This window comes from Pedobacter cryoconitis (genome assembly GCF_001590605.1).
Classification (GTDB): Bacteria; Bacteroidota; Bacteroidia; order Sphingobacteriales; family Sphingobacteriaceae; genus Pedobacter; species Pedobacter cryoconitis_A.
Map to the genome: position 1 here is coordinate 3613815 of NZ_CP014504.1, position 18929 is coordinate 3632743.

Annotated in this window: 19 protein-coding genes and 1 other RNA gene; 11 read left to right on the forward strand and 9 right to left on the reverse strand. The window is 38.2% G+C overall.

Features of this window, described 5'->3' with window-relative positions:
- Positions 1 to 326: 326 nt before the first annotated feature.
- Positions 327 to 1556, forward strand: a complete 1230-nt coding sequence (locus AY601_RS14775) for a hypothetical protein (RefSeq protein ID WP_068402420.1) — start codon at positions 327 to 329, stop codon at positions 1554 to 1556.
- Between the two features lie 103 nt (positions 1557 to 1659).
- Here the strand turns inward: AY601_RS14775 and katG are convergent, their stop codons facing one another.
- Positions 1660 to 3927 carry a catalase/peroxidase HPI gene (katG, locus tag AY601_RS14780; protein ID WP_068402422.1) on the reverse strand — a complete coding sequence of 756 codons (2268 nt, stop codon included), beginning with the start codon at positions 3925 to 3927 and terminating at the stop codon, positions 1660 to 1662.
- A 262-nt stretch (positions 3928 to 4189) separates the two neighbouring features.
- Between katG and ssrA the strand changes: the two genes are divergently transcribed.
- Positions 4190 to 4555: a transfer-messenger RNA gene (ssrA, locus tag AY601_RS14785) on the forward strand.
- Positions 4556 to 4698: 143 nt separating this feature from the next.
- A complete protein-coding gene (locus AY601_RS26380) occupies positions 4699 to 4962 on the forward strand; it encodes an Arm DNA-binding domain-containing protein (RefSeq protein WP_068402424.1) in 264 nt (87 codons plus the stop codon).
- Here AY601_RS26380 and AY601_RS14795 read toward each other — a convergent pair.
- Positions 4940 to 5677 carry an IS3 family transposase gene (locus AY601_RS14795; protein WP_068402426.1) on the reverse strand — a complete coding sequence of 246 codons (738 nt, stop codon included), beginning with the start codon at positions 5675 to 5677 and terminating at the stop codon, positions 4940 to 4942. The genes AY601_RS26380 and AY601_RS14795 overlap by 23 nt on opposite strands.
- A 338-nt stretch (positions 5678 to 6015) precedes the next feature.
- Between AY601_RS14795 and AY601_RS14800 the strand changes: the two genes are divergently transcribed.
- From AY601_RS14800 to AY601_RS25390, 3 genes are read left to right on the forward strand one after another with little or no spacing between them, the layout of a single operon-like run.
- Entirely contained in the window at positions 6016 to 7440 is a 1425-nt protein-coding gene (locus AY601_RS14800; RefSeq protein ID WP_068402428.1) for a hypothetical protein, read from the forward strand.
- Between the two features lie 11 nt (positions 7441 to 7451).
- Positions 7452 to 7877 carry a hypothetical protein gene (locus tag AY601_RS14805; RefSeq protein ID WP_157287942.1) on the forward strand — a complete coding sequence of 142 codons (426 nt, stop codon included), beginning with the start codon at positions 7452 to 7454 and terminating at the stop codon, positions 7875 to 7877.
- A gap of 15 nt (positions 7878 to 7892) precedes the next feature.
- Complete coding sequence (locus AY601_RS25390; RefSeq protein WP_084359569.1) at positions 7893 to 8120, forward strand: DMT family transporter; 228 nt, start codon at positions 7893 to 7895, stop codon at positions 8118 to 8120.
- Positions 8121 to 8202: 82 nt separating this feature from the next.
- Here AY601_RS25390 and AY601_RS14810 read toward each other — a convergent pair whose 3' ends face one another.
- The 5 genes from AY601_RS14810 to AY601_RS14830 all read right to left on the reverse strand — a co-directional run bounded on the left by AY601_RS14810 (position 8203) and on the right by AY601_RS14830 (position 14063).
- Complete coding sequence (locus AY601_RS14810) at positions 8203 to 9549, reverse strand: paraquat-inducible protein A (protein ID WP_232324608.1); 1347 nt, start codon at positions 9547 to 9549, stop codon at positions 8203 to 8205.
- Between the two features lie 47 nt (positions 9550 to 9596).
- The gene (locus AY601_RS14815; RefSeq protein WP_068402431.1) at positions 9597 to 10913 is read right to left on the reverse strand and encodes a paraquat-inducible protein A; all 1317 of its coding nucleotides are present in this window, start codon (positions 10911 to 10913) and stop codon (positions 9597 to 9599) included.
- 107 nt (positions 10914 to 11020) lie between these two features.
- Complete coding sequence (locus AY601_RS14820) at positions 11021 to 11863, reverse strand: acetolactate decarboxylase (protein WP_068402433.1); 843 nt, start codon at positions 11861 to 11863, stop codon at positions 11021 to 11023.
- Positions 11864 to 11903: 40 nt separating this feature from the next.
- Entirely contained in the window at positions 11904 to 12626 is a 723-nt protein-coding gene (locus AY601_RS14825; protein ID WP_157287944.1) for a hypothetical protein, read from the reverse strand.
- A gap of 477 nt (positions 12627 to 13103) precedes the next feature.
- On the reverse strand, positions 13104 to 14063 hold the full coding sequence (locus AY601_RS14830; RefSeq protein ID WP_068402437.1) for an MBL fold metallo-hydrolase: 960 nt from the start codon (positions 14061 to 14063) through the stop codon (positions 13104 to 13106).
- A 211-nt stretch (positions 14064 to 14274) separates the two neighbouring features.
- Between AY601_RS14830 and AY601_RS14835 the strand changes: the two genes are divergently transcribed.
- Positions 14275 to 14499 carry a hypothetical protein gene (locus AY601_RS14835; protein ID WP_068402439.1) on the forward strand — a complete coding sequence of 75 codons (225 nt, stop codon included), beginning with the start codon at positions 14275 to 14277 and terminating at the stop codon, positions 14497 to 14499.
- A 119-nt stretch (positions 14500 to 14618) separates the two neighbouring features.
- Positions 14619 to 14789, forward strand: coding sequence for a hypothetical protein (locus tag AY601_RS25745; protein ID WP_157287946.1), 171 nt, complete (start codon positions 14619 to 14621; stop codon positions 14787 to 14789).
- Positions 14790 to 14804: 15 nt separating this feature from the next.
- Here AY601_RS25745 and AY601_RS14840 read toward each other — a convergent pair whose 3' ends face one another.
- Positions 14805 to 16262, reverse strand: coding sequence for an ATP-dependent DNA helicase (locus tag AY601_RS14840; protein ID WP_068402441.1), 1458 nt, complete (start codon positions 16260 to 16262; stop codon positions 14805 to 14807).
- A gap of 52 nt (positions 16263 to 16314) precedes the next feature.
- Between AY601_RS14840 and AY601_RS14845 the strand changes: the two genes are divergently transcribed.
- Genes AY601_RS14845 through coaD form a run of 3 tightly spaced genes read left to right on the forward strand, consistent with a single transcriptional unit; the run spans position 16315 to position 18143 of the window.
- Entirely contained in the window at positions 16315 to 17148 is an 834-nt protein-coding gene (locus AY601_RS14845; RefSeq protein ID WP_068402443.1) for a DUF3822 family protein, read from the forward strand.
- Positions 17139 to 17678: an RsmD family RNA methyltransferase gene (locus tag AY601_RS14850; RefSeq protein ID WP_068402444.1), complete on the forward strand. Its 540-nt coding sequence runs from the start codon at positions 17139 to 17141 to the stop codon at positions 17676 to 17678. Before AY601_RS14845 ends, AY601_RS14850 begins: the two co-directional genes overlap by 10 nt.
- 3 nt (positions 17679 to 17681) lie before the next feature.
- Positions 17682 to 18143: a pantetheine-phosphate adenylyltransferase gene (coaD, locus tag AY601_RS14855; RefSeq protein ID WP_068402446.1), complete on the forward strand. Its 462-nt coding sequence runs from the start codon at positions 17682 to 17684 to the stop codon at positions 18141 to 18143.
- Here coaD and AY601_RS14860 read toward each other — a convergent pair.
- Positions 18118 to 18762, reverse strand: coding sequence for an NUDIX hydrolase (locus AY601_RS14860; RefSeq protein ID WP_068402448.1), 645 nt, complete (start codon positions 18760 to 18762; stop codon positions 18118 to 18120). The two genes, coaD and AY601_RS14860, sit on opposite strands and share 26 nt — an antisense overlap.
- Positions 18763 to 18929: the final 167 nt, after the last annotated feature.

The following is an 18929-nucleotide window of genomic DNA, read 5'->3' on the forward strand; positions in this document are numbered from 1 at the left end:
ATTCAAATTTGCATGGTTTAGTCAAAACCTAATGTTACGTTTCATCAAAATGATATAACTAATGTTCAATAACCGTCAAATTTTGTACGCAATGAAATTATGAGGTTACCAGAATGAATACCTGGCAATAGTAGCCAGGAATAAGATTGCTAAATAGGCCGGCCGGGCAGATGAAAATTTAATTTCTGATCAAAGGTGATGTAAAACATTTGTGGTATAACTATAAACATCAGTAGCACACTTTCTGATATAACTTTTTCAAATTAGCTATAGTGCCATTTTAAGGCCTGACTACATAAAAAATCAACCAAATATTCTTACCGATTATGAAAAAAAAACTTTTACAGATTGCTACGGCAATTTTACTGCTGGCCACCGGTTGTAGTAAAAATCAACCCCAACCAGAATTCACCCGTGAAAACATCGGGAACAAACAACAAAGTACAAACGCAGCAATTTTAGCAACAGCAACCATCGACGCGAATACTGTACAACAAAAAATACAGGGCTTTGGGGGAGCAAGTATTTTAACGTGGATTGCTGATCTTACAAGCGACCAGAGAACTAAAGCCTTTTCTACCAGTTCTGGTATAGGGCTGAGTATACTTCGTGTGATGGTACCTACGAATAGCAGCAGTTTTGCAGCTGAAAAGCCAACCATAGATGTGGCTAAAAGTTTCGGTGCAAAAGTTATTGCACAAGCCTGGAATGCACCACCCAGTATGATGAACGGGGTACATTTAAATACCGCATCATACGCCGCATATGCAGCTCACCTGAAAGCATACAATACAGCTGTGGGTGGTGTTTATGCTATCAGTCCGTTTAACGAACCCAATTACTCCCCATCGGGATGGATGGAAGGTACAGCAACCGAGGTGGCTAATTTCGTTGCGGCACAGGGAAGCAATTGCGGTGCTCCGATAGCAGGACCGGAACCGCTTAACATGGGCCAGACTTTCATCAATACTTACTTAGCAAATACCGCTGCAAAATCCAAAACCAGTTTTGTATCCGGACATATTTATGGTGCTCCTCCTTATAATTTAGGAAACATTGGCAAAGAAGTCTGGATGACTGAACATTATACCAATTCAAGTATTAGCGGTAATGATTGGGGAAATGCAATGAATGCGGCGAAAGAAATACATGATTGTATGAATGTAGGATGGTCTGCTTATGTATGGTGGTATATACGCAGGTCTTACGGGCCCATAGATGAGAGCAGCAATATCACCAAACTTGGCTATGTCTTAGCCCAGTATGCCAGATATGTTCGTCCTGGCTATACTAAAATATCCTGCACATCTAATCCTTCATCCGGTGTATACGTTACGGCATATAAAAGCGGAACAAAATTGGTAATGGTTATTGTCAATCAAAATTCCACAGCGACTTATCAGGACTTTAATTTCAGCGGAGTTAATGTGGCTGGTTTTAATCGCTATTTCACTACCAGTTCAGCGAACCTTAGTACAAATAGTTTTGCTGTAACAGGTAGTAGTTTCGGCGTAAATCTCGCTCCTTCAAGCGTCACTACATTAGTATCCTATTAAGGCTTTCAAGGTTAGTTTGATAGCATTTAAACTTTACTAAGCATAAATTGAAATTAAGAAGGCACCGGATCTGGTGCCTTCTTAATGCTGGAATATCACATAATTACTTTAAATCGAACCTGTCCAGATTCATCACTTTATTCCAGGCGGCTACAAAGTCTTTGGTAAATTTCTGCTGAGCGTCTGCACTTCCGTAGATTTCTGCAACTGCTCTTAATTCCGAATTAGAGCCAAAAACAAGGTCTGCGCGGCTAGCTTTCCATTTGACTTCACCGGTAGTCCGATCGCTGCCTTCATAAAGTTCCTTGTCTGCGGATGTTGCTTTCCATACGGTATTCATATCCAGCAGGTTTACAAAGAAATCGTTGGTAAGTTGTCCCGGTCCCGAGGTAAAAACACCTTTATCAGAGCTATCAAAATTAGTGTTTAATACGCGCAGACCGCCTACTAATACTGTTAATTCTGGTGCTGTAAGTGTAAGCAAATTAGCTTTATCTATCAGTAATTCTTCGGTAGATACCTGAACTTTCGTTTTGCGGTAGTTACGGAAGCCGTCAGCAGCAGGCTCCAGATAACCAAATGACTCTACATCAGTTTGCTCCTGTGAGGCATCCGTACGACCTGGTGTAAAAGGAACTTTAAGGCCATTTTCCGCAGCTGCCTTTTCAACGCCTGCACAACCGGCCAGTACAATCAAATCTGCCAGCGAAACTTTTTTACCGTCTGCCTGAGCGCTGTTAAATTCCTGTTGAATGGCTTCTAGTATATTCAATACTTTTTGTAATTGTGAAGGATTATTCACTTGCCAGTATTTTTGTGGAGCAAGACGGATACGGCTACCATTTGCACCACCGCGTTTATCAGAGCCACGGAAAGTAGAGGCCGATGCCCATGCTGTAGAAACTACTTCAGCTATGCTTAAACCAGATTCCATGACTTTTGCTTTCAGGGTTGCGATATCACTTTCGTTGATCAATACGTGGTCAACTGCTGGAATAGGATCTTGCCAAAGCAATTCTTCTTGCGGCACATCAGGACCCAGATAACGGGCGAGCGGGCCCATATCGCGGTGCGTTAATTTATACCATGCACGCGAAAAAGCATCTGCAAATTGATCTGGATTTTCGAAGAAGCGTCGTGATATCTTTTCATAAGCCGGATCAAGTCTTAAAGCAAGATCGGTAGTAAGCATAGTTGGCAAATGTTTTTTTGAACTATCAAACGCATCTGGAATAATAGCTTCTGCATTTTTAGCTACCCATTGGTGTGCGCCTGCAGGGCTTTTAGACAATTGCCATTCAAAGCCAAACAGGTTTTCAAAAAAGTTATTGCTCCATTGAGTTGGCGTTGTAGTCCAGGTTACTTCCAGCCCGCTGGTAATTGTATCGGCACCTTTACCAGAACCGTAACTGTTGCTCCAGCCTAAGCCTTGCATTTCAGTATCTACAGCTTCGGGCTCTTTACCCACATGATCAGCAGATGCGGCACCATGCGTTTTTCCGAAGCTATGGCCACCTGCTATGAGTGCAACTGTTTCTTCATCGTTCATGGCCATCCTGCCAAATGTATCACGGATATCTTTAGCTGCGGCCACAGGATCAGGATTACCGTCAGGGCCTTCTGGATTCACATAGATCAGCCCCATTTGTACTGCTGCAAGTGGTTTTTCGAGGTTACGGGAGTGGATATCACCGTCGGCATCATCTTCTGATACCAGTACACCATGTCCATCTACACCAGGTGAACCGTGTGCATAACGCAGGTCTCCTCCCAGCCAGGTAGTTTCAGAACCCCAATAAACAGATTCATCTGCTTCCCATACGTCTTCACGTCCACCTGCATAGCCAAAAGTTTTAAAACCCATTGATTCCAATGCGATATTACCGGTAAGGATCATCAGATCTGCCCATGAAATCTTATTGCCATATTTTTGTTTAATTGGCCAAAGTAGTCTGCGGGCTTTATCGAGACTTACATTATCAGGCCAACTGTTAAGGGGTGCAAAACGTTGTAATCCGGCACCGGCACCGCCGCGTCCATCGCCTACACGATAGGTTCCTGCACTATGCCATGCCATACGAATGAATAATCCACCATAGTGGCCAAAGTCTGCTGGCCACCAGTCTTGCGAGTCTGTCATTAGCGCATGAAGATCTTTTTTCACTGCGGCAAGATCGAGGCTGTTGAAAGCTTCGGCATAATTAAAACCTTCACCCATTGGGTTTGATAAAGAAGAATGCTGACGCAGAATACTCAGCTTTAGCTGGTTAGGCCACCAGTCGTTATTGCGGGTGCCGCCACCGCCAACATTATGCTTCATACTGCCGTTATGAAACGGACATTTACTGATGTCATTTGATTCGCTTTCCATAGTTTATAAGTTTATATATCAAATACGTTCTTGTGCTCCAATAATTGCAGTGCAGTATAAATTTATGATATTGGATGAAATAATCACAATCAATTATCTCTATACCTAATAGTCAAAGTCTATAATGTAAGCTACTGATTATTAAATGGATTCCTGAATAATGGACTAAATGACTCTTTTGTATAGAAATTGGCATAATATTTCGTAAATTTGTACTGGATATTTGAAAAGGAGTAGTTAACCACAAATATTTGTACGTATTGGGGCCGTTTTGGATTTGACAGGGCGGAGGTACGTATGTTAGCATGCAGTGCGTTGTACGGGGAGCACTTTAAAGTGAACGTTCACACTTTGATTGGCGAAAATAACTACGCCTTAGCTGCTTAATTTAGAATTAAATAGCTTTTGTCCCTCTGGCTGCCGCGTTTTTAGGCCGGAATCAGGGGCATCGAAATAATTACGCTGGCAATTGTAAGGTATGGTACAGTTGTAAGATAAAATACCTAAGGAGAAAGGCAAGGTAGGTTTCCGGCCCGTCTGATCCCGAAAATAGAGTGGAAAATAAGCATGTAGAAGGCATAATTTGCCACGCAACTGGACAAGGGTTCGAACCCCTTCGGCTCCACAGTTTTAAAAGTAAGGAGTGGCAAAATGTCGCTCCTTTTCTATTTAAACACCTTTTTATATCATATACAAACCACTATCTTCCACTATTAAACAATGCCTATATTTACACTGTACTAATCTATACTATAAATAACCATTTACACCATGCAGGCTAGTCTGAAGCTCCACTTGTATAAACAGAAAACTTATACCGATGGCACACACCCTGTGCTATTACAGTACATAATTGAAGGTCGTGTTAAACGGAAGGTTTTAACGCGGTGTAAATTGGATGATTGGGATATTAAAAATAATAAGGTAAAAACCAAAGTTCAAAATTCAGCAAGAATCAATAACTTTTTGACTACAGAATTTGTGGAATTGCAACTTAAAAGTGGAGACTTTTTTATGCTACTAATAAACTATTAGATTTATAAAATGTTTCCATTTCGTTGGGTGTTCTATTACCTAAAGCAGAGTGTATTCTCTTTTGATGGTAAAACCCTTCTATGTATCTAAATATTTCTAATCTAGCAACTTCCCTGTTCAAAAATTTTCTGTGATAAACTAGTTCACATTTCAGTGTTTTGAAGAAACTTTCGGCCACTGCATTATCCCAGCAATTACCTTTTCTACTCATGCTTTGAATGATTTCATTTTTCCTTAATAAGGACTTAAACTCATTGCATGCATACTGAGCGCCTCTGTCCGAGTGGAAAATCAAACCTTCTTTTACACCTCTTCTCGCAATAGCCATGTTAAGTGCTTTTATAGTTGTATGCTCCGCCGTCATGTCATTGCTGAACGACCATCCTATGATTTTTCTATCGGCAAGATCTATAACAGTAGTAAGATATAGCCATCCTGAACCAGTTTTGATGTAGGTAATATCACCAACCCATTTTTGAGATAGGCCGTCTGTAGAAAAATCTCTTGCAAGGAGGTTTTCAGCAAGTTGAAAGTTGTGTTTGGAATCTGTAGTTACCTTAAATTGCTTCCGAATCTTACTTCGCAGATTTAATTTCCTCATCAACCTGGCAACATAAGAGCGTGATATCTTATGGTTTTTCTTGTTCAGTTCTAAGGTAATTCGAGGACTACCATATATTTGATCCTGGTGCGCTTGTTTTACCAGTAAAATCAATTCTGTTCCTGCTCATTTAAACGGAAGTGATCTTGTTTACCATTTATTCATTGACGGTAAGGCTCATGGAAGCTTGATACCTTATGCAGATGATAATGCTCAGCTCGGATGGAGAACTGACGACAACATAGATCCTATATTAGTTCAAGCTATTGGTCTTATGATCGATGAATATGAGCATTTTGATTCATAAGAATGACTGAAAACCCCGATAAGTGAAGAAGAATGTTACGGGTTTCCGTATTTGATCGATTTTCACCGCGTCAATACCTCATTTGGCGTAAAAAATAAAACTAAGCTTAATTTAATTATGATACTTGATCAAATCTAAATTAAGTATGAGAAAACAATTTTTATTGAAACATCTATTTTTAGTTGTTCCTATAATGCTCTTTTTACATTCATGTAAAAAAGACAATGTACCGGAAGTCACCAAAGACCAAAATTCAACACAATCTCTTGTAGATATTGCTAAGTCTTCACTTGAAAAACAATCACTGGCGGGAAGTCCGCTATTGAGCAACTTAAAATCCATTGGCATGGCGCCAGACTGGTCGAATATCAAGACTAGCATAAATAGTGAAAATAAAACCGTTCTCGCTATTCCTCTTGAACAAACAGCTAATTCATTCTCTGAATTAAATGTGATCGTAACCAATGGATTGCCACATGAGGTAATCAAAAAATATACTGTGTCGAATGACAATTCAATATTATTAGAGTTTTATGCCTTAAATGGTAGGTTACTAAAAGCAGGGCATTATGATGCAACATCAGGCAAGTTCCAATTGGCAAAGTCAATAACTAACAGCGTTATCTTATACGAGCAAAAAAATAAACTCGGTAGTAATGGTAATTTATTTTTGTTGTTAGCTAATAATAAAACAAAAATATCCACGGGAGTCAAAACTGTTGCCATAAACGGCATCCATGACCTTGAAGAAGTTGAAATTGAAGGGCAAGGCCCAGCCACACCAGAAATCGGAGATCCTCAGGGGCCTTCAAATGATAATGGTTATGGGCCTGTTGACTATTATCCTGTCGAACCCGTACCTCCATCAGGTGGATCAGCAGGCGGGGAAGATTCGGATCCATCCGCAAATTTTGTAAACAAAATTGACGATACGAAGCTAAAGGAATGTTTCAAAAAGGTTTTGGAAAATTTAAAGAATATAGATAGAGCTTGTTTACCTAATTTAGTTAAAGTCTTTTCTGGAAATACACCAGGATATAATTGGATAATGCAAGATGGAAACACATCAGTAAATAATGGCGTCACAAACGCTTCGTATAACAGAACTACTGCGAGTGCGACGACAACATTCAATTCCGATAATTTTAAAGGCGGCAGTAACTTGGCTATTGCTAAAACAATTCTTCATGAATCAGTGCATGCTTACTTAGTGGCTTATTTTGGTGTTGATAATATTTCCGCACAACAAACATATTCCCAATATTTTGAAGCGTACAATAAATCGACACGCCCTGATCTCAACGATCTGCAGCATAACGAAATGGTAAGAAACTTTATTGGTAGTGTAGCAGGTAACCTTATATCTTACGGAAAAAATCAAGGATATAATTTGCCCGATCAGTTTTATTATGACCTATCTTGGGGCGGTTTACAAGAAACTTCTGCATTCAAAAATTTAACTCCAGACGTACAGAAAAGAATTCTGAATGTAATTAAAATAGAACAAAGTGGAATAGACGTTGATGGGAATCAAAGTAAACCGAAAGGAAATACTTCTGGTGGATGCTAAATACAAAAACTATGATTAATAGAAATTTAATTCGATCAATAATTTTAACTACTCTAGTGTACACTGCTTTTACAGGATGCGTAACAAAGCAGGGATTAATAAAAAAGACACAAGGTAATTATGATATAAGTATAACAAAATCCAATTCTAATGGAGACCCTTTTTTTTATGGTGTTATAAAGGAATATAAGACAAATGACCCATTGAATGGTGGTATAATCAAAATTGATAATAAGATCATCAACAAAGTAAATAACGCGGGTAAATTTGAGTTCAACATAAAATCCGGAAGACATACTTTCACTAGTATGCTTATGGGATACTATATTCTGAAATCCGAAAATATCAAAGTATTTAATGGAGATACTATTAAAATTGATTTTTATCTTAAACCGGATACTACCACTAAACTTATCGAACCAAAAATAAATAGATAGAGGAAGAGATAATTCATCGGATACGCACTTGCTGGCTGCTTCTTCTTTTTTTCTCAAGCATTAAAATCCATTCCACTGGGTATTGCTTATGCGATCTGGGCTGGATTAGGAATTGTACTAACAGCTGCAGTTTCAGTTGTTATTTTTAAACAGACACTCGACTTACCTGCTATTCTTGGTATTTTATTAATCATCATCGGAGTTATTGTAATGAATGTTTTTTCAAAAACCAACGCACACTAAAAGCTGAAAAGAGGTGATTTAAAAACACGTTCAGAGAATAAGCAGGTTATTCAATCTGCTTATTCAATGCTTTTAAGCCAGTTTAACTCAGAGGATCGCCCTCCTGATCGGTCACCTCATCATTTGTCATTCGTTTTAAAATGTATGACAATAAAGTTTCAAAGACTACGTAAACCACAAATATGAAATATCCAGGTTGCAAAGAGGTATCATTGACCGTTGTCGTGGTCAACAAACTGTTATGGATGTTCAAGTTAGACAATTGACTTTGCAAAATTCCATTCAAACCAATATAGGTCATCAGGATACCTACAACCATCACATCGGCCATATCCCATTTACCAGACTCAAATGTCAAATACTTTACCACTTTATTTTCGGCTACTTTTTCATTGCCCAATAGATGAATACCCTTAGCGGTTATTCTTAATACAGGGAGAATAATAATGAATACAAGCATCAATACACCTACTACAATGGCATCAGGCTTAGGTTGTTTCACTAATACTTCAACGATGTCTAATATACTTTTACTCTGGAAGAATAACACCTGATTCTCAAATGTAATTTTCTCACCCAGCAGCATAAAGTTCAAGGTTTCGATACGCGCATCCACTTCTATGATAGATGCAGTTATACCGACCGCCAACAAGATAAAGGCAAATAATAGCGACATCACAAAAAGCGTAGTTTGCAACTGTACCTGCTTTCTCATAAGCCACCATAAGCCAAGTGCAACTAAAACACAACCCAGCATGGCATAAGCATAGTTGTAAGTAACAGTGCGAATGGCAGCTAAACGGGAATTAATCACTTTATTAAATTCAGTTGGGTTAGCAACGTGATATTTCTTATACATATGTTTGGTAACCGCTGTATTGGCAACAGCAGTACTGTCATAAGTTTGATCTGCAAGCTGGTCAATTTTACTGGTGGCAATCCCCTTTAGCCTCTTGTGACTTGCAGGGCTATTGACCTTATCAATGATTGTTTTTGCAAATGACGGCACTTGTTTTTGTATGTCATCGGCATCTACAAAGCTATTGAATGCGAGTTTTTTTAATTTACCACCCAAAGACTTTTGTGGCTTGTTAATCTCCGCAACTGCCTTGGTGATGAGACCGTGAAGCTGTTCCTCTACTTGTTCCTGTAAGTCTTTCTTTTGCGCGCGGGTCATCGTAAAATCACGTACCTGGTGATTGATAACCTCTGTCATCCTATCACGCCACTGATCAACAGAAAACAGTCCAAATGTGATATTATTCGACATGCTATAGTCTTCTTTAATCTGCTCCTGCTCCATTGAATCTTTATGCAGGCGGTAACCGAAATAAGCCTCGCCACAAAGCAGTATACTCAATCCAAGAATGAGTATCAGATTGGGCAGGCCAAATTTTTTAACCGATGTATTTTTTTGCTGAGTTATCAATGTGTTAATTAATTAGCTTATAATATGATCTATGAATTTGATAGCATTTAATGCGAATCATACGGTGTTATAAATTTCAGAATGGTAGACAAAATAAGTCCGTACAATACAAAACTGATAAATATGATATAACCGGGCTGCAAAGCAGTATTATTGGTTGTAAGGATGGTTAAAAAATCACTTTGAATGTTCAGGCTTGACAATTGACTTTCTAATAAACCATTTAAGCCTATGTAAGTCATCAATATGGCAATAACAATTACGTCTGCCATACTCCATTTCCCGGATTGAAAGGCAAAGTATTTAATGAATTTATTTTCAGCCAGTTTCCTTTTGCTTAATAAATGAATCCCGGTAGAGCTTAATTTCATGATCGGAAACAGGATACTAAAAACAAGGATTAAAATGCCGACTAATATCGAATCAATAGCAGGTTGCTTCACCAAAACTTCTACTACATCAAGGATACTTTTACTTTGAAAAAATAATACCTGGTTTTTGAAGATCACATGCTCTCCTAACAAAACACAGTCGAGCGATTTGATACGTGCGTCAACTTCAATCATTGATGCAGTTAAACCGACCGCCAGAAGAACAAAGGCAAACATGAGCGACATAACAAAAAGAATGGCATGAAGTTCTACCTTTTTACGGAATATCCACCATAACGATAACACAATCACAATGCAGCCTAACATCCCAAAAGAATAATTATAAGTAACCGTCCGGATATTATCTAATGATGCAGTAAGTTTAGCATTAAATTCATCACGATTGGCAACATGATACTTTCGGTACATTTTACTGATCGCCATGTTATTTGCCTTGGTTGTACTGTCTGTTTCCTCAATAGCTGTAAATTTCCCCATAGCCATTGCACTCAACTGCTTCTTACTTTTCGGGTTATCTATCTTTGCTATTATAGTTCTGGCAAAATCAGGAACCTGAGCTTTTATTTTATCAGTATTAACAAACGTTTTGATAGCCAGTTTCTTTATTTTTCCACCTATCGATTTCTGTGGTTTATTGACCATCGCTTCTGCTTTGTTGATCAATGCCAGAATGATTTGTTCAACCTCTACCTTAAGTTGCTTTTTTTGTTTCGGGGTCATGGTAAAATGGCGGACCTGGTGGTTAATAATACCCGCTACTTTGTCGTGCCATTGATCGACTGAAAACAATCCAAAAGTGATATTATTGATATCGGAATAATCTTTTTTGATTTCTTCCTGCTGATCCGAAAGTGTATGCAAACGGAAACCAAAATAGCCTTCGCCAACCAAAAGCAGACCCAGGCCGAGGATTAGTAATAATTTGGTGGCGTTAAATCCCTTAACGACATTTTGATGTTGTGCTGCAGCCAATCGGTTTAGAATTAAATAATGGAATCATCATATAACTAAAATCTGCCGAAAATGTTTGAACACTGCTATAGAGAGATATTGGATTATAATTAATCCGTTAGGTTAACCTAATAGTTCTTACCTCCGCGCTCTACACTTTTAATATCCTCTTCCCGGTTCTTTTTAAAGTCAAAATGTTTAAAATCTTTTGTCGCAGGTGGCTGTATAGTATAACTATCCAATTGCTCTATTTCAATCACAATCTTATCAGTTTTAAAGTCAATGATATGACCACCGGCATCTTTCTGAGTTGATAGAAAATGAAAATGATAACCTGAAATATTAGTGTTATCCATAAAATAAGGCAGACGGTAACCAATCAGATCCCCTTCACAGTCCTTATAGTCAAAAAACCGTTGTAAGGCTAACATTTCGGCAAGTGGTGTATGCTGATGTGCTTTTACAGGTGGAAAAGCTCTTGTTTTAATCGCTTTGAATTTACCACTGATATGGATGGCATACATCCCGTTTACATTAGTCAGCACACTATCCAGATAATGAAATAATGCTATTTTACCCATTCCTGCTGGAGGATTAAATTTTTTGTCCGCATGAAAAAAGTTGACCATTGAAAATGAAGTTGAATCCCGGTCATCGACCAGTGAAGTCTTGCCAGTATGCTGAGTTTTATAAATCTTTCCCTGAAAGATCATCAGCTCACCATCCAGTTTATCGGGAGCACCAAGACCAAAATTACCATGTTTTTTAAGTGATTTATAGGGATAAAAACCATCATAAAGACCACCGATCAGTCCGCCGCCAATACCAACGGTAAATAATGTTTTAGGGATACTATCTTTTGATATAACTTTAACAGAAGATAAGTCTCTGATAGTAACGGAAGCACGGGCTGTAAATGTAATTGCAGCTGCAGCAAAGACAGCAATGGAGATTAAACGATTGATACGCATGATCCTTAGAAGTTATTAGGCAATAAAGGTACAGACAGAATTATATATAGCCTTTAGTTTTTTTAAATTCTTCAAAAGATTTTTTAATATAATGATGAAGATCATAATCACCCCATTTCCGGATATCTTCATTCTTTGGCCAGTAAGCTGACTTAAACTCTTCCAGATCCTCGTCCTTGATAGGAACAAGCAATTTAATTTTCTCCTTATTGAACCTGCTGGCTACTTCGGTATAATCAGATTCGCGTGCGATGAATGCACCCAGTCTCCTGGCCCGTTTACCATCCTGACTAAAAGTTTCATACAAATAAGTCAGCGGGCTACCACCGAGTGGCGACAACATCCCTATTGATGGTTTACCATTATTAAAAATCCCTTTGGCTTTGAAATCAGCTTGAGCCTCACGTAAACCTTGTAACCTGGACTGCCCGGTTATTTTCACTTCCTTTAACCTGGTCGATGAAGCTCTGAGATAAACAATCAGGTCTTTTAGATTACTTACTTCAATTTGTTTATCCAAATACCCATCCAGAGAAATATGAAGTGTATCCCCCTCTTGTGCCAGAATATCGAATAAACCAAAGTTATTAGTTGAATTCGTATAACCAGTTCTTTGATTATGAACTGAGGCTCCTGCAACCCTTGTCCTTGTGCCTTCTTCAAATATGACTCCTTTCAGCATTTGCTGAGACTGACCTTTCGCAGGCAAAAAGACTATGATTACTATAAAGACCGATAAGATTTGAACGAGAATTAATTTCATCCGCTAAAAATAGACAGAAGAAAAAAATAATTTCAATAATTAACACGCTTTAACCTGAATGTTAATTATTGTTAATATTTAGTTTTCAAGCTTTCACAAAAAACCCTGTAACTCACTAAAGATGAATATGCTATAAATCTCATTTGCCATTCAATAAGATAATTCTACTAATTTATTTATAATCATTATAAATAATCTATATTTGGCAGACATTATCTAATCCTGATTTGGCAACAATAAAAGATATAAATTCATCCGGTACGCTTCATATCGACCATCAAATTCTGCGGTAACCAGAGGATTGAAACTGGAAGGTATCTCTTCTTTATCACGTTTAGAAAAACTTTAATTCATAACTCTTCCCGTTTTTTTACTGCCGGGACAGCATAACAAAGATAAAGCGGCTATGAACTGGCCGCTTTATCTTTGACTAATTTCTCTGAGGACTGGGAATGAAGATGAACGTGGAAGAAACCATTAAAACTCCAGGTATTTCCCCTGTTCCGGGAAAACAAGGTTCAAACCCAATTGATTTTTCTGTTTCAGTTCATTAACCAGGTACGCTTCTTCTTTATCCCATGCCTTGATGTGTGTGATTACAATGGAAACTTTTTGCAAAGCTTCAGCCCTTGTTAATTTACTCAGCTTGCTTAATTCTACCATAAGCAAACGCGGTGTTAAATGTCCGAATAATTGATTCTCGGGTTGTTTATCAGAAAAAGAAGTTTCGATGAATATTGCTTTCAGCTGATTCTTTACAATCAGTGGAGCCACTTGTTTCCACAATTTCTCTAATTGCGTGTTTTTCTCTATTTCATCTGCTCCTGTATCTCCCAGATATAATAAAGAACTCTTCTGATAACTGATTAAAAAAGCCGTACTCTCATAACCAGGCCCATGACTCAAAGGGAAAGCAGTTACCTGCATTTCTGTGCCGGTTAATTCCTTCTTTACCTGCGTTTCAAGCGGTACATAAGTATATTTATTCAACCTCGGCATCTCCCCTTCATTTGCAAAGTTAGCCCAGGCTTTCCAGGTAAAGTATTTATCCCTCAAGACTTCAATAACAGATGGGAAGGCATAAATATTTTTTTTGGAATCATCGGGAGCGTTCATGATTAACCCAGCCACATGATCCAGATGTGCATGGGAAACCAGGTAACCTTTAATATTATTTTTCAAAACCTCGTCAGCAGGTCCTTTAAATAATTGATTGCTGATTGCTACGTCTATTCCGTGTCTTATTGTTCCGGCATCTGCTGCAATAAAATTATCGCTTCCTATTGGTGCGATCAGGTATGCTGACAAATTACTTTCATCCAGTCCGCCCTTGGTACCCAGTGGGATAACTTTAAAAGATTTTTGATGCTGTGCATAACCATGGCTAAAAACAAGGTTTAATAACAGCAAAAGGGGAAAATATATTTTCTTATTCATAGGTTGACAACATTTAATAAAATTCCAATTTATATTTATAGTTTTATACATTATTTACGCGGTTTGATTTCAACGTATAGCTAAATTATTGCAGCTTAAAAATACTTGTAACAAAAATGCGTAAATTAATACTAATATTCTGTAGCAGTCATGTTAATCATGGCAAGGTTCATGCGTATATCAATGGGAACCAATTTATGAGCAACCACCTATGAGAAGTTTAAAAATTAATATCGAAGACGACGTATACAGTATATTACACCCAATATCAACCATTAATCTTTACAAAATTGTACATCCAAAGGGCTCATTTGAGATTACAAGAAAAAGATATACCGGAGAATGGAAGGTTTTGCTCCAAACAAATAAGTCTGTAACCTTACCAATTGCGCCAATTGGAAAAGCAATAGAGGAAAAATTGGGTATAGTGAACTAAATCTTAATCAGCTACATAGCGTTGAATTTATTACCCAATCTGTTCGTTGCAATACCCATATTGCATTATTTATGGCGGGGTAATAATTTATATTTATTACCTTCACAAAAAAAAACAATATGACTATTTCCACAGTTTTAGAAAATCACGAGATTTCAGCACACACGGAACGTTTAGGAACGGCAGAAGTTACTTTCATAGTTCTTGCTTTATGCGTAATTATAGCGACTACGGCAATTTACTTTTCTTTTCTTAGAAAAGCTGCTCATACTGAAGACGCAAAACACTAAGCTGTTTTCTGATATTTAGTACTGCTCTTCGGATGGATCTCTAAATAAGTTCTGCGCAAAGTTAACCAGGAATAATTCCTGTTTAGCCCTGGTAATGGCAGTATATAACCAGCGCAGAAACTCAAGATCTACCATTTCGTCGGTCAGGTATCCCTGATCTACAAATACCGCATCCCATTGACCACCCTGTGCTTTATGGCAGGTCACTGCATAAGCAAACTTAATCTGCAATGCATTGTAATAGGGGTCTTCTTTAATCGCCAGCATCCGTTCCCGTTTATTCGAAATATGCTCATAATCTTCTACTAAGCCCTCGAATAACTTTTTACTGTCTTCATAAGGTAAGTTAGGTGTTTCTGCCTGTAAGGTATCCAGCATCACTTTACAAGTGACCTGACCTGCTTCAGGATAATCCAGAAATTCAAGTTGTACCTCAGAAAACCTGAAGCCATACCGCTCCTCTTCATTTCTTACCCTGACAATCCTGGCCATATCACCATTCGCGATAAAAGATGTAGATTCATTATCCGGCAACCAAAAATAATTATTCCGGACGACCATGATCTGATCTCCGCCTGTCAGCTCTTCTTCCCGATACAACAATCTCGCTCTGATTTGCTGGTTATAGACATTTGCAGATTTATTAGAACGACAAACTACCAGAGAATTTTCAATATCGAATTTCCTGTAAGCATATTCCAGCCCTTCGACAAGCTTTACACCTGTCATCCTGAAAATATCTTTGTACCCTTTAGTGAAAAACTGTGGTAAGGCGACTTTTTCCTCTCCATTTCCTGCTGCTATATTTTCAATATGGGTATTGATCAGATCCCGCAGCATGGAAGCATTCGCTAATATTCCAGATTCCCTGCCCTGACGGACAACTTCTCTCAATTCTGTTTCTGTGACTCTTAAGCCAAAATTCTGAGCGACATAATCTTTATTCAATGCTGGAGAATCCAGGCTGCCTACCGGAGGCAACTGTGCAGTATCACCGACAAATAGCACAGCACAGTTTTTACCATTGTAGATAAACTCCATTACATCCTTCAAAAAAGAAGATCCATTCTTGGTATTCCACTCGTCAGCGATCATCGAGGCCTCATCAATAATAAATAAAGTATTTTCTGCAAGGTTCGGTGCCAGCTGAAATGACATATCCAGACCTACTGCAGCCCTTTTTCTATATATTTTTTTGTGAATAGTTAGGGCGGTTCTGCCCGAATAACTGGTCATCACCTTCGCAGCGCGGCCTGTTGGAGCGAGTAAAACCGATCTTAACTTGAATTTCGGTAAAACCTTTACCAGTGCAGCAACAGAAGTAGTTTTACCTGTACCCGCATATCCTCTAAGGATGAAACACCTGTTATCCAGCTCTCCAGACAAAAAATCAGCCATTTGCTGGCAAAAAACAAACTGTTCAGCAGTGGGTTGAAATTGGTAAGACTGGGCAATTATTGAGGCTTTATCCATTTTACAAATATGCAATGGTGTTGTTATAGAAAAAAGAATTAATTTTGCTAAGATGAACAATAGTAAAAACAGCATTTTATTAGTGGATCCGGAATTTGATCCTCATACTGCCTCAGCCTGTAATTTGTTGTTAAAAATTACTGGTGATAGTTTTTCATATGCCATAATTGATAAAAACAGCAAGCAGTTAAAAGCCGTATTTGATCAGCAGGAGTGTGAAGATATCAGTACTGACCTGGCCACTATTTTAAAAAATGACAGTTATCTTAAGTTACCATTCCGGGAAATTAAGGTTTCTGTATATACGCCAAATACTATTGCAGTTCCCAATGAATTTTTCTGTAAACAAGATCTGAATGCCTACGCCAACTTTTTTAGCGAAGACCAGTCAGAAACTTTATATACACGTGCATTTGCGCGCTTTGGATTCACTTCTGTATTCAACCTGGAGAAATTCACAGCGCAGACTTTAAATACTTTCCTGGCCAGTGCTGCACGTTATGAGCAGAATGCGCCAGTTTTGGCATTGGCAACAAGTGTAGAAGGCAATGCTTTATTACTGGACTTCACGGTTGGTTCCTTTAATGCTTTATTACTGGATGAAGGCAAGATGCGCTTCCAGAACACCTATCAGATGGAGAATCCGGACGAATTTAATTATTACCTGGTTTTATTAATTCAGGAATTAAAATTAGATCCGGCAAAAATAGCTGTATTAATCAGTGGGATTATTCATCAGAACGATGGTTACCATACCTGTCTGCATAAATATTTCAATCACATCCATTTTAACCTTCCTCCTGCCAGTGATATTGATCATGCTATCTTAGATGATATGCCTGCTCACTATTACAGCAGCTTATTAGCTCTGGACTTATGCGTATAATTGGCGGTAAATTAAAAGGTATCCGCATGAATGCGCCTGCCAGTCTTCCTGTAAGACCTACTACAGACATGGCCAAAGAGGCCCTTTTCAATATTTTATACAATACTTACGATTTTGACAGTTGCAGTGTACTCGATTTATTCAGCGGCACAGGAAACATCAGTATTGAATTCGCTTCACGCGGGATAAAAGAAGTAACTGCTGTCGATAAACATTCTGGTTGTATCTTCTGGCTCAAATCAGTTATTGAAAAATATGAGCTGAATGAAATCACCCTGCAAAAAGCAGATGTATTTAAATTCCTGGAACAACATACCAAAAGTTATCAGATCATATTTGCAGATCCGCCTTATGATTTGACAAATATCCCACTAATCCCACAGTTGGTAGCAAAAAACAAGTTATTGACTGAAAATGGATTACTAGTGGTAGAACACCCTTCTTTATTAAAATTAAAAGATCAGCCAGGCTATAAAGAAACCCGCCGTTATGGTAATTCTTCTTTCAGCTTTTTTAACTATACACCATAGACTATGAAGATAGCCCTGTTCCCGGGATCGTTTGACCCTTTAACTATTGCGCATGCTGATATCTTAAAGCGTGCTTTGCCTTTGTTTGATAAAGTGATTGTGGGTATAGGGCTGAACAGCTCTAAACAAAGTTTTTTATCCGGACAAGTGCGTGAAGAAATCGTTAAAGCTGTATTTTCAGGTTATGAAAATATTGAAGTTCAATCTTACGAAGGTTTAACGGTTGATTTTTGCAGAAAGATCAATGCGTCTTATATGATCCGTGGGATCCGCTCTGTTGGCGATTTTGAATATGAAAGGGCAATCGCACAGATTAACCAAACAATGATGCCAGAAATGGAGACGATCTTTATTTTGAGTAAACCTGAATATTCGGCCATTAGCTCCACCATAGTACGGGATATTCTCCGTAACCATGGTGATGTAACGCCTTTTCTTCCTAAGGAAGCTTTATTTTTTCTTTAGACACTTTCTCTTTGATGAGCTTGCCTGCTTTCAATACGTCAATGATAGAAGGGTAGGTATTTTTCAGTACTGGCTTAAGGTCAGCTGCGGTAAGCCATTCTGCTTTAGTGATCCCTTCTTCTTTCTGTGGAATCAGTTTAGGGCTTCCTTTAACAGTCATACTATACCAGTTGGTTCTTTTCAGGACTAACTTTGCCCCCATCTCATAAACATGGTAGGTTTTGCATAACCTTTCATCATTTGTATTGATTTTTACTCCGCATTCTTCTTCCACTTCGCGTCTTCCGGCATCTTTAATACCCTCTCCTTTTTCAACTTTACCTTTTGGCAAGTCCCATTTTTTATTTCTAAAAATAAACAGGTATTCATCTTTTGCATTCATCACCAGGCCACCGGCTGCTTTGATCACAGTTAAGCCTGCTTTCATTCGTTTAAAAAGTGATTTTGGGTCAGCAGTAATCAATACGTACTGTTTTGCGGATAGTTTACTCAAGCCTTCATAGAAAGCTTCAAAGTTAAACCCATTTTCTTCCACCAGCTCAACAGGTTCTGTGTGTGATGGCTCTTTGTTAGCAATGAGCAGTGTATTGTCGTTGATGTAAATGGTGTAAGTTTTCATTGGTATGATCGTTAGTATGTCAGCTTTCAAAAGCTGGTTGGGTATGCTTGTTTAGAAAATAAAAGTATAAAAATTATGCACGATACAAAGAGGAATCGAATATTATTTAGTTTAAACTACCCTTGTTTCTAATTATCACATTGATTATCAATCGGTGGCAAAAAAAG

Bases quoted from the DNA above. Each gene is read 5' to 3' on its own strand.
- AY601_RS14775 (WP_068402420.1), top strand. From the start codon at position 327: ATGAAAAAAAAACTTTTACAGATTGCTACGGCAATTTTACTGCTGGCC.
- katG (WP_068402422.1), bottom strand. From the start codon at position 3,927: ATGGAAAGCGAATCAAATGACATCAGTAAATGTCCGTTTCATAACGGC.
- AY601_RS26380 (WP_068402424.1), top strand. From the start codon at position 4,699: ATGCAGGCTAGTCTGAAGCTCCACTTGTATAAACAGAAAACTTATACC.
- AY601_RS14800 (WP_068402428.1), top strand. From the start codon at position 6,016: ATGAGAAAACAATTTTTATTGAAACATCTATTTTTAGTTGTTCCTATA.
- AY601_RS14805 (WP_157287942.1), top strand. From the start codon at position 7,452: ATGATTAATAGAAATTTAATTCGATCAATAATTTTAACTACTCTAGTG.
- AY601_RS14820 (WP_068402433.1), bottom strand. From the start codon at position 11,863: ATGCGTATCAATCGTTTAATCTCCATTGCTGTCTTTGCTGCAGCTGCA.
- AY601_RS14825 (WP_157287944.1), bottom strand. From the start codon at position 12,626: ATGAAATTAATTCTCGTTCAAATCTTATCGGTCTTTATAGTAATCATA.
- AY601_RS14830 (WP_068402437.1), bottom strand. From the start codon at position 14,063: ATGAATAAGAAAATATATTTTCCCCTTTTGCTGTTATTAAACCTTGTT.
- AY601_RS14835 (WP_068402439.1), top strand. From the start codon at position 14,275: ATGAGAAGTTTAAAAATTAATATCGAAGACGACGTATACAGTATATTA.
- AY601_RS25745 (WP_157287946.1), top strand. From the start codon at position 14,619: ATGACTATTTCCACAGTTTTAGAAAATCACGAGATTTCAGCACACACG.
- AY601_RS14840 (WP_068402441.1), bottom strand. From the start codon at position 16,262: ATGGATAAAGCCTCAATAATTGCCCAGTCTTACCAATTTCAACCCACT.
- AY601_RS14845 (WP_068402443.1), top strand. From the start codon at position 16,315: ATGAACAATAGTAAAAACAGCATTTTATTAGTGGATCCGGAATTTGAT.
- AY601_RS14850 (WP_068402444.1), top strand. From the start codon at position 17,139: ATGCGTATAATTGGCGGTAAATTAAAAGGTATCCGCATGAATGCGCCT.
- coaD (WP_068402446.1), top strand. From the start codon at position 17,682: ATGAAGATAGCCCTGTTCCCGGGATCGTTTGACCCTTTAACTATTGCG.
- AY601_RS14860 (WP_068402448.1), bottom strand. From the start codon at position 18,762: ATGAAAACTTACACCATTTACATCAACGACAATACACTGCTCATTGCT.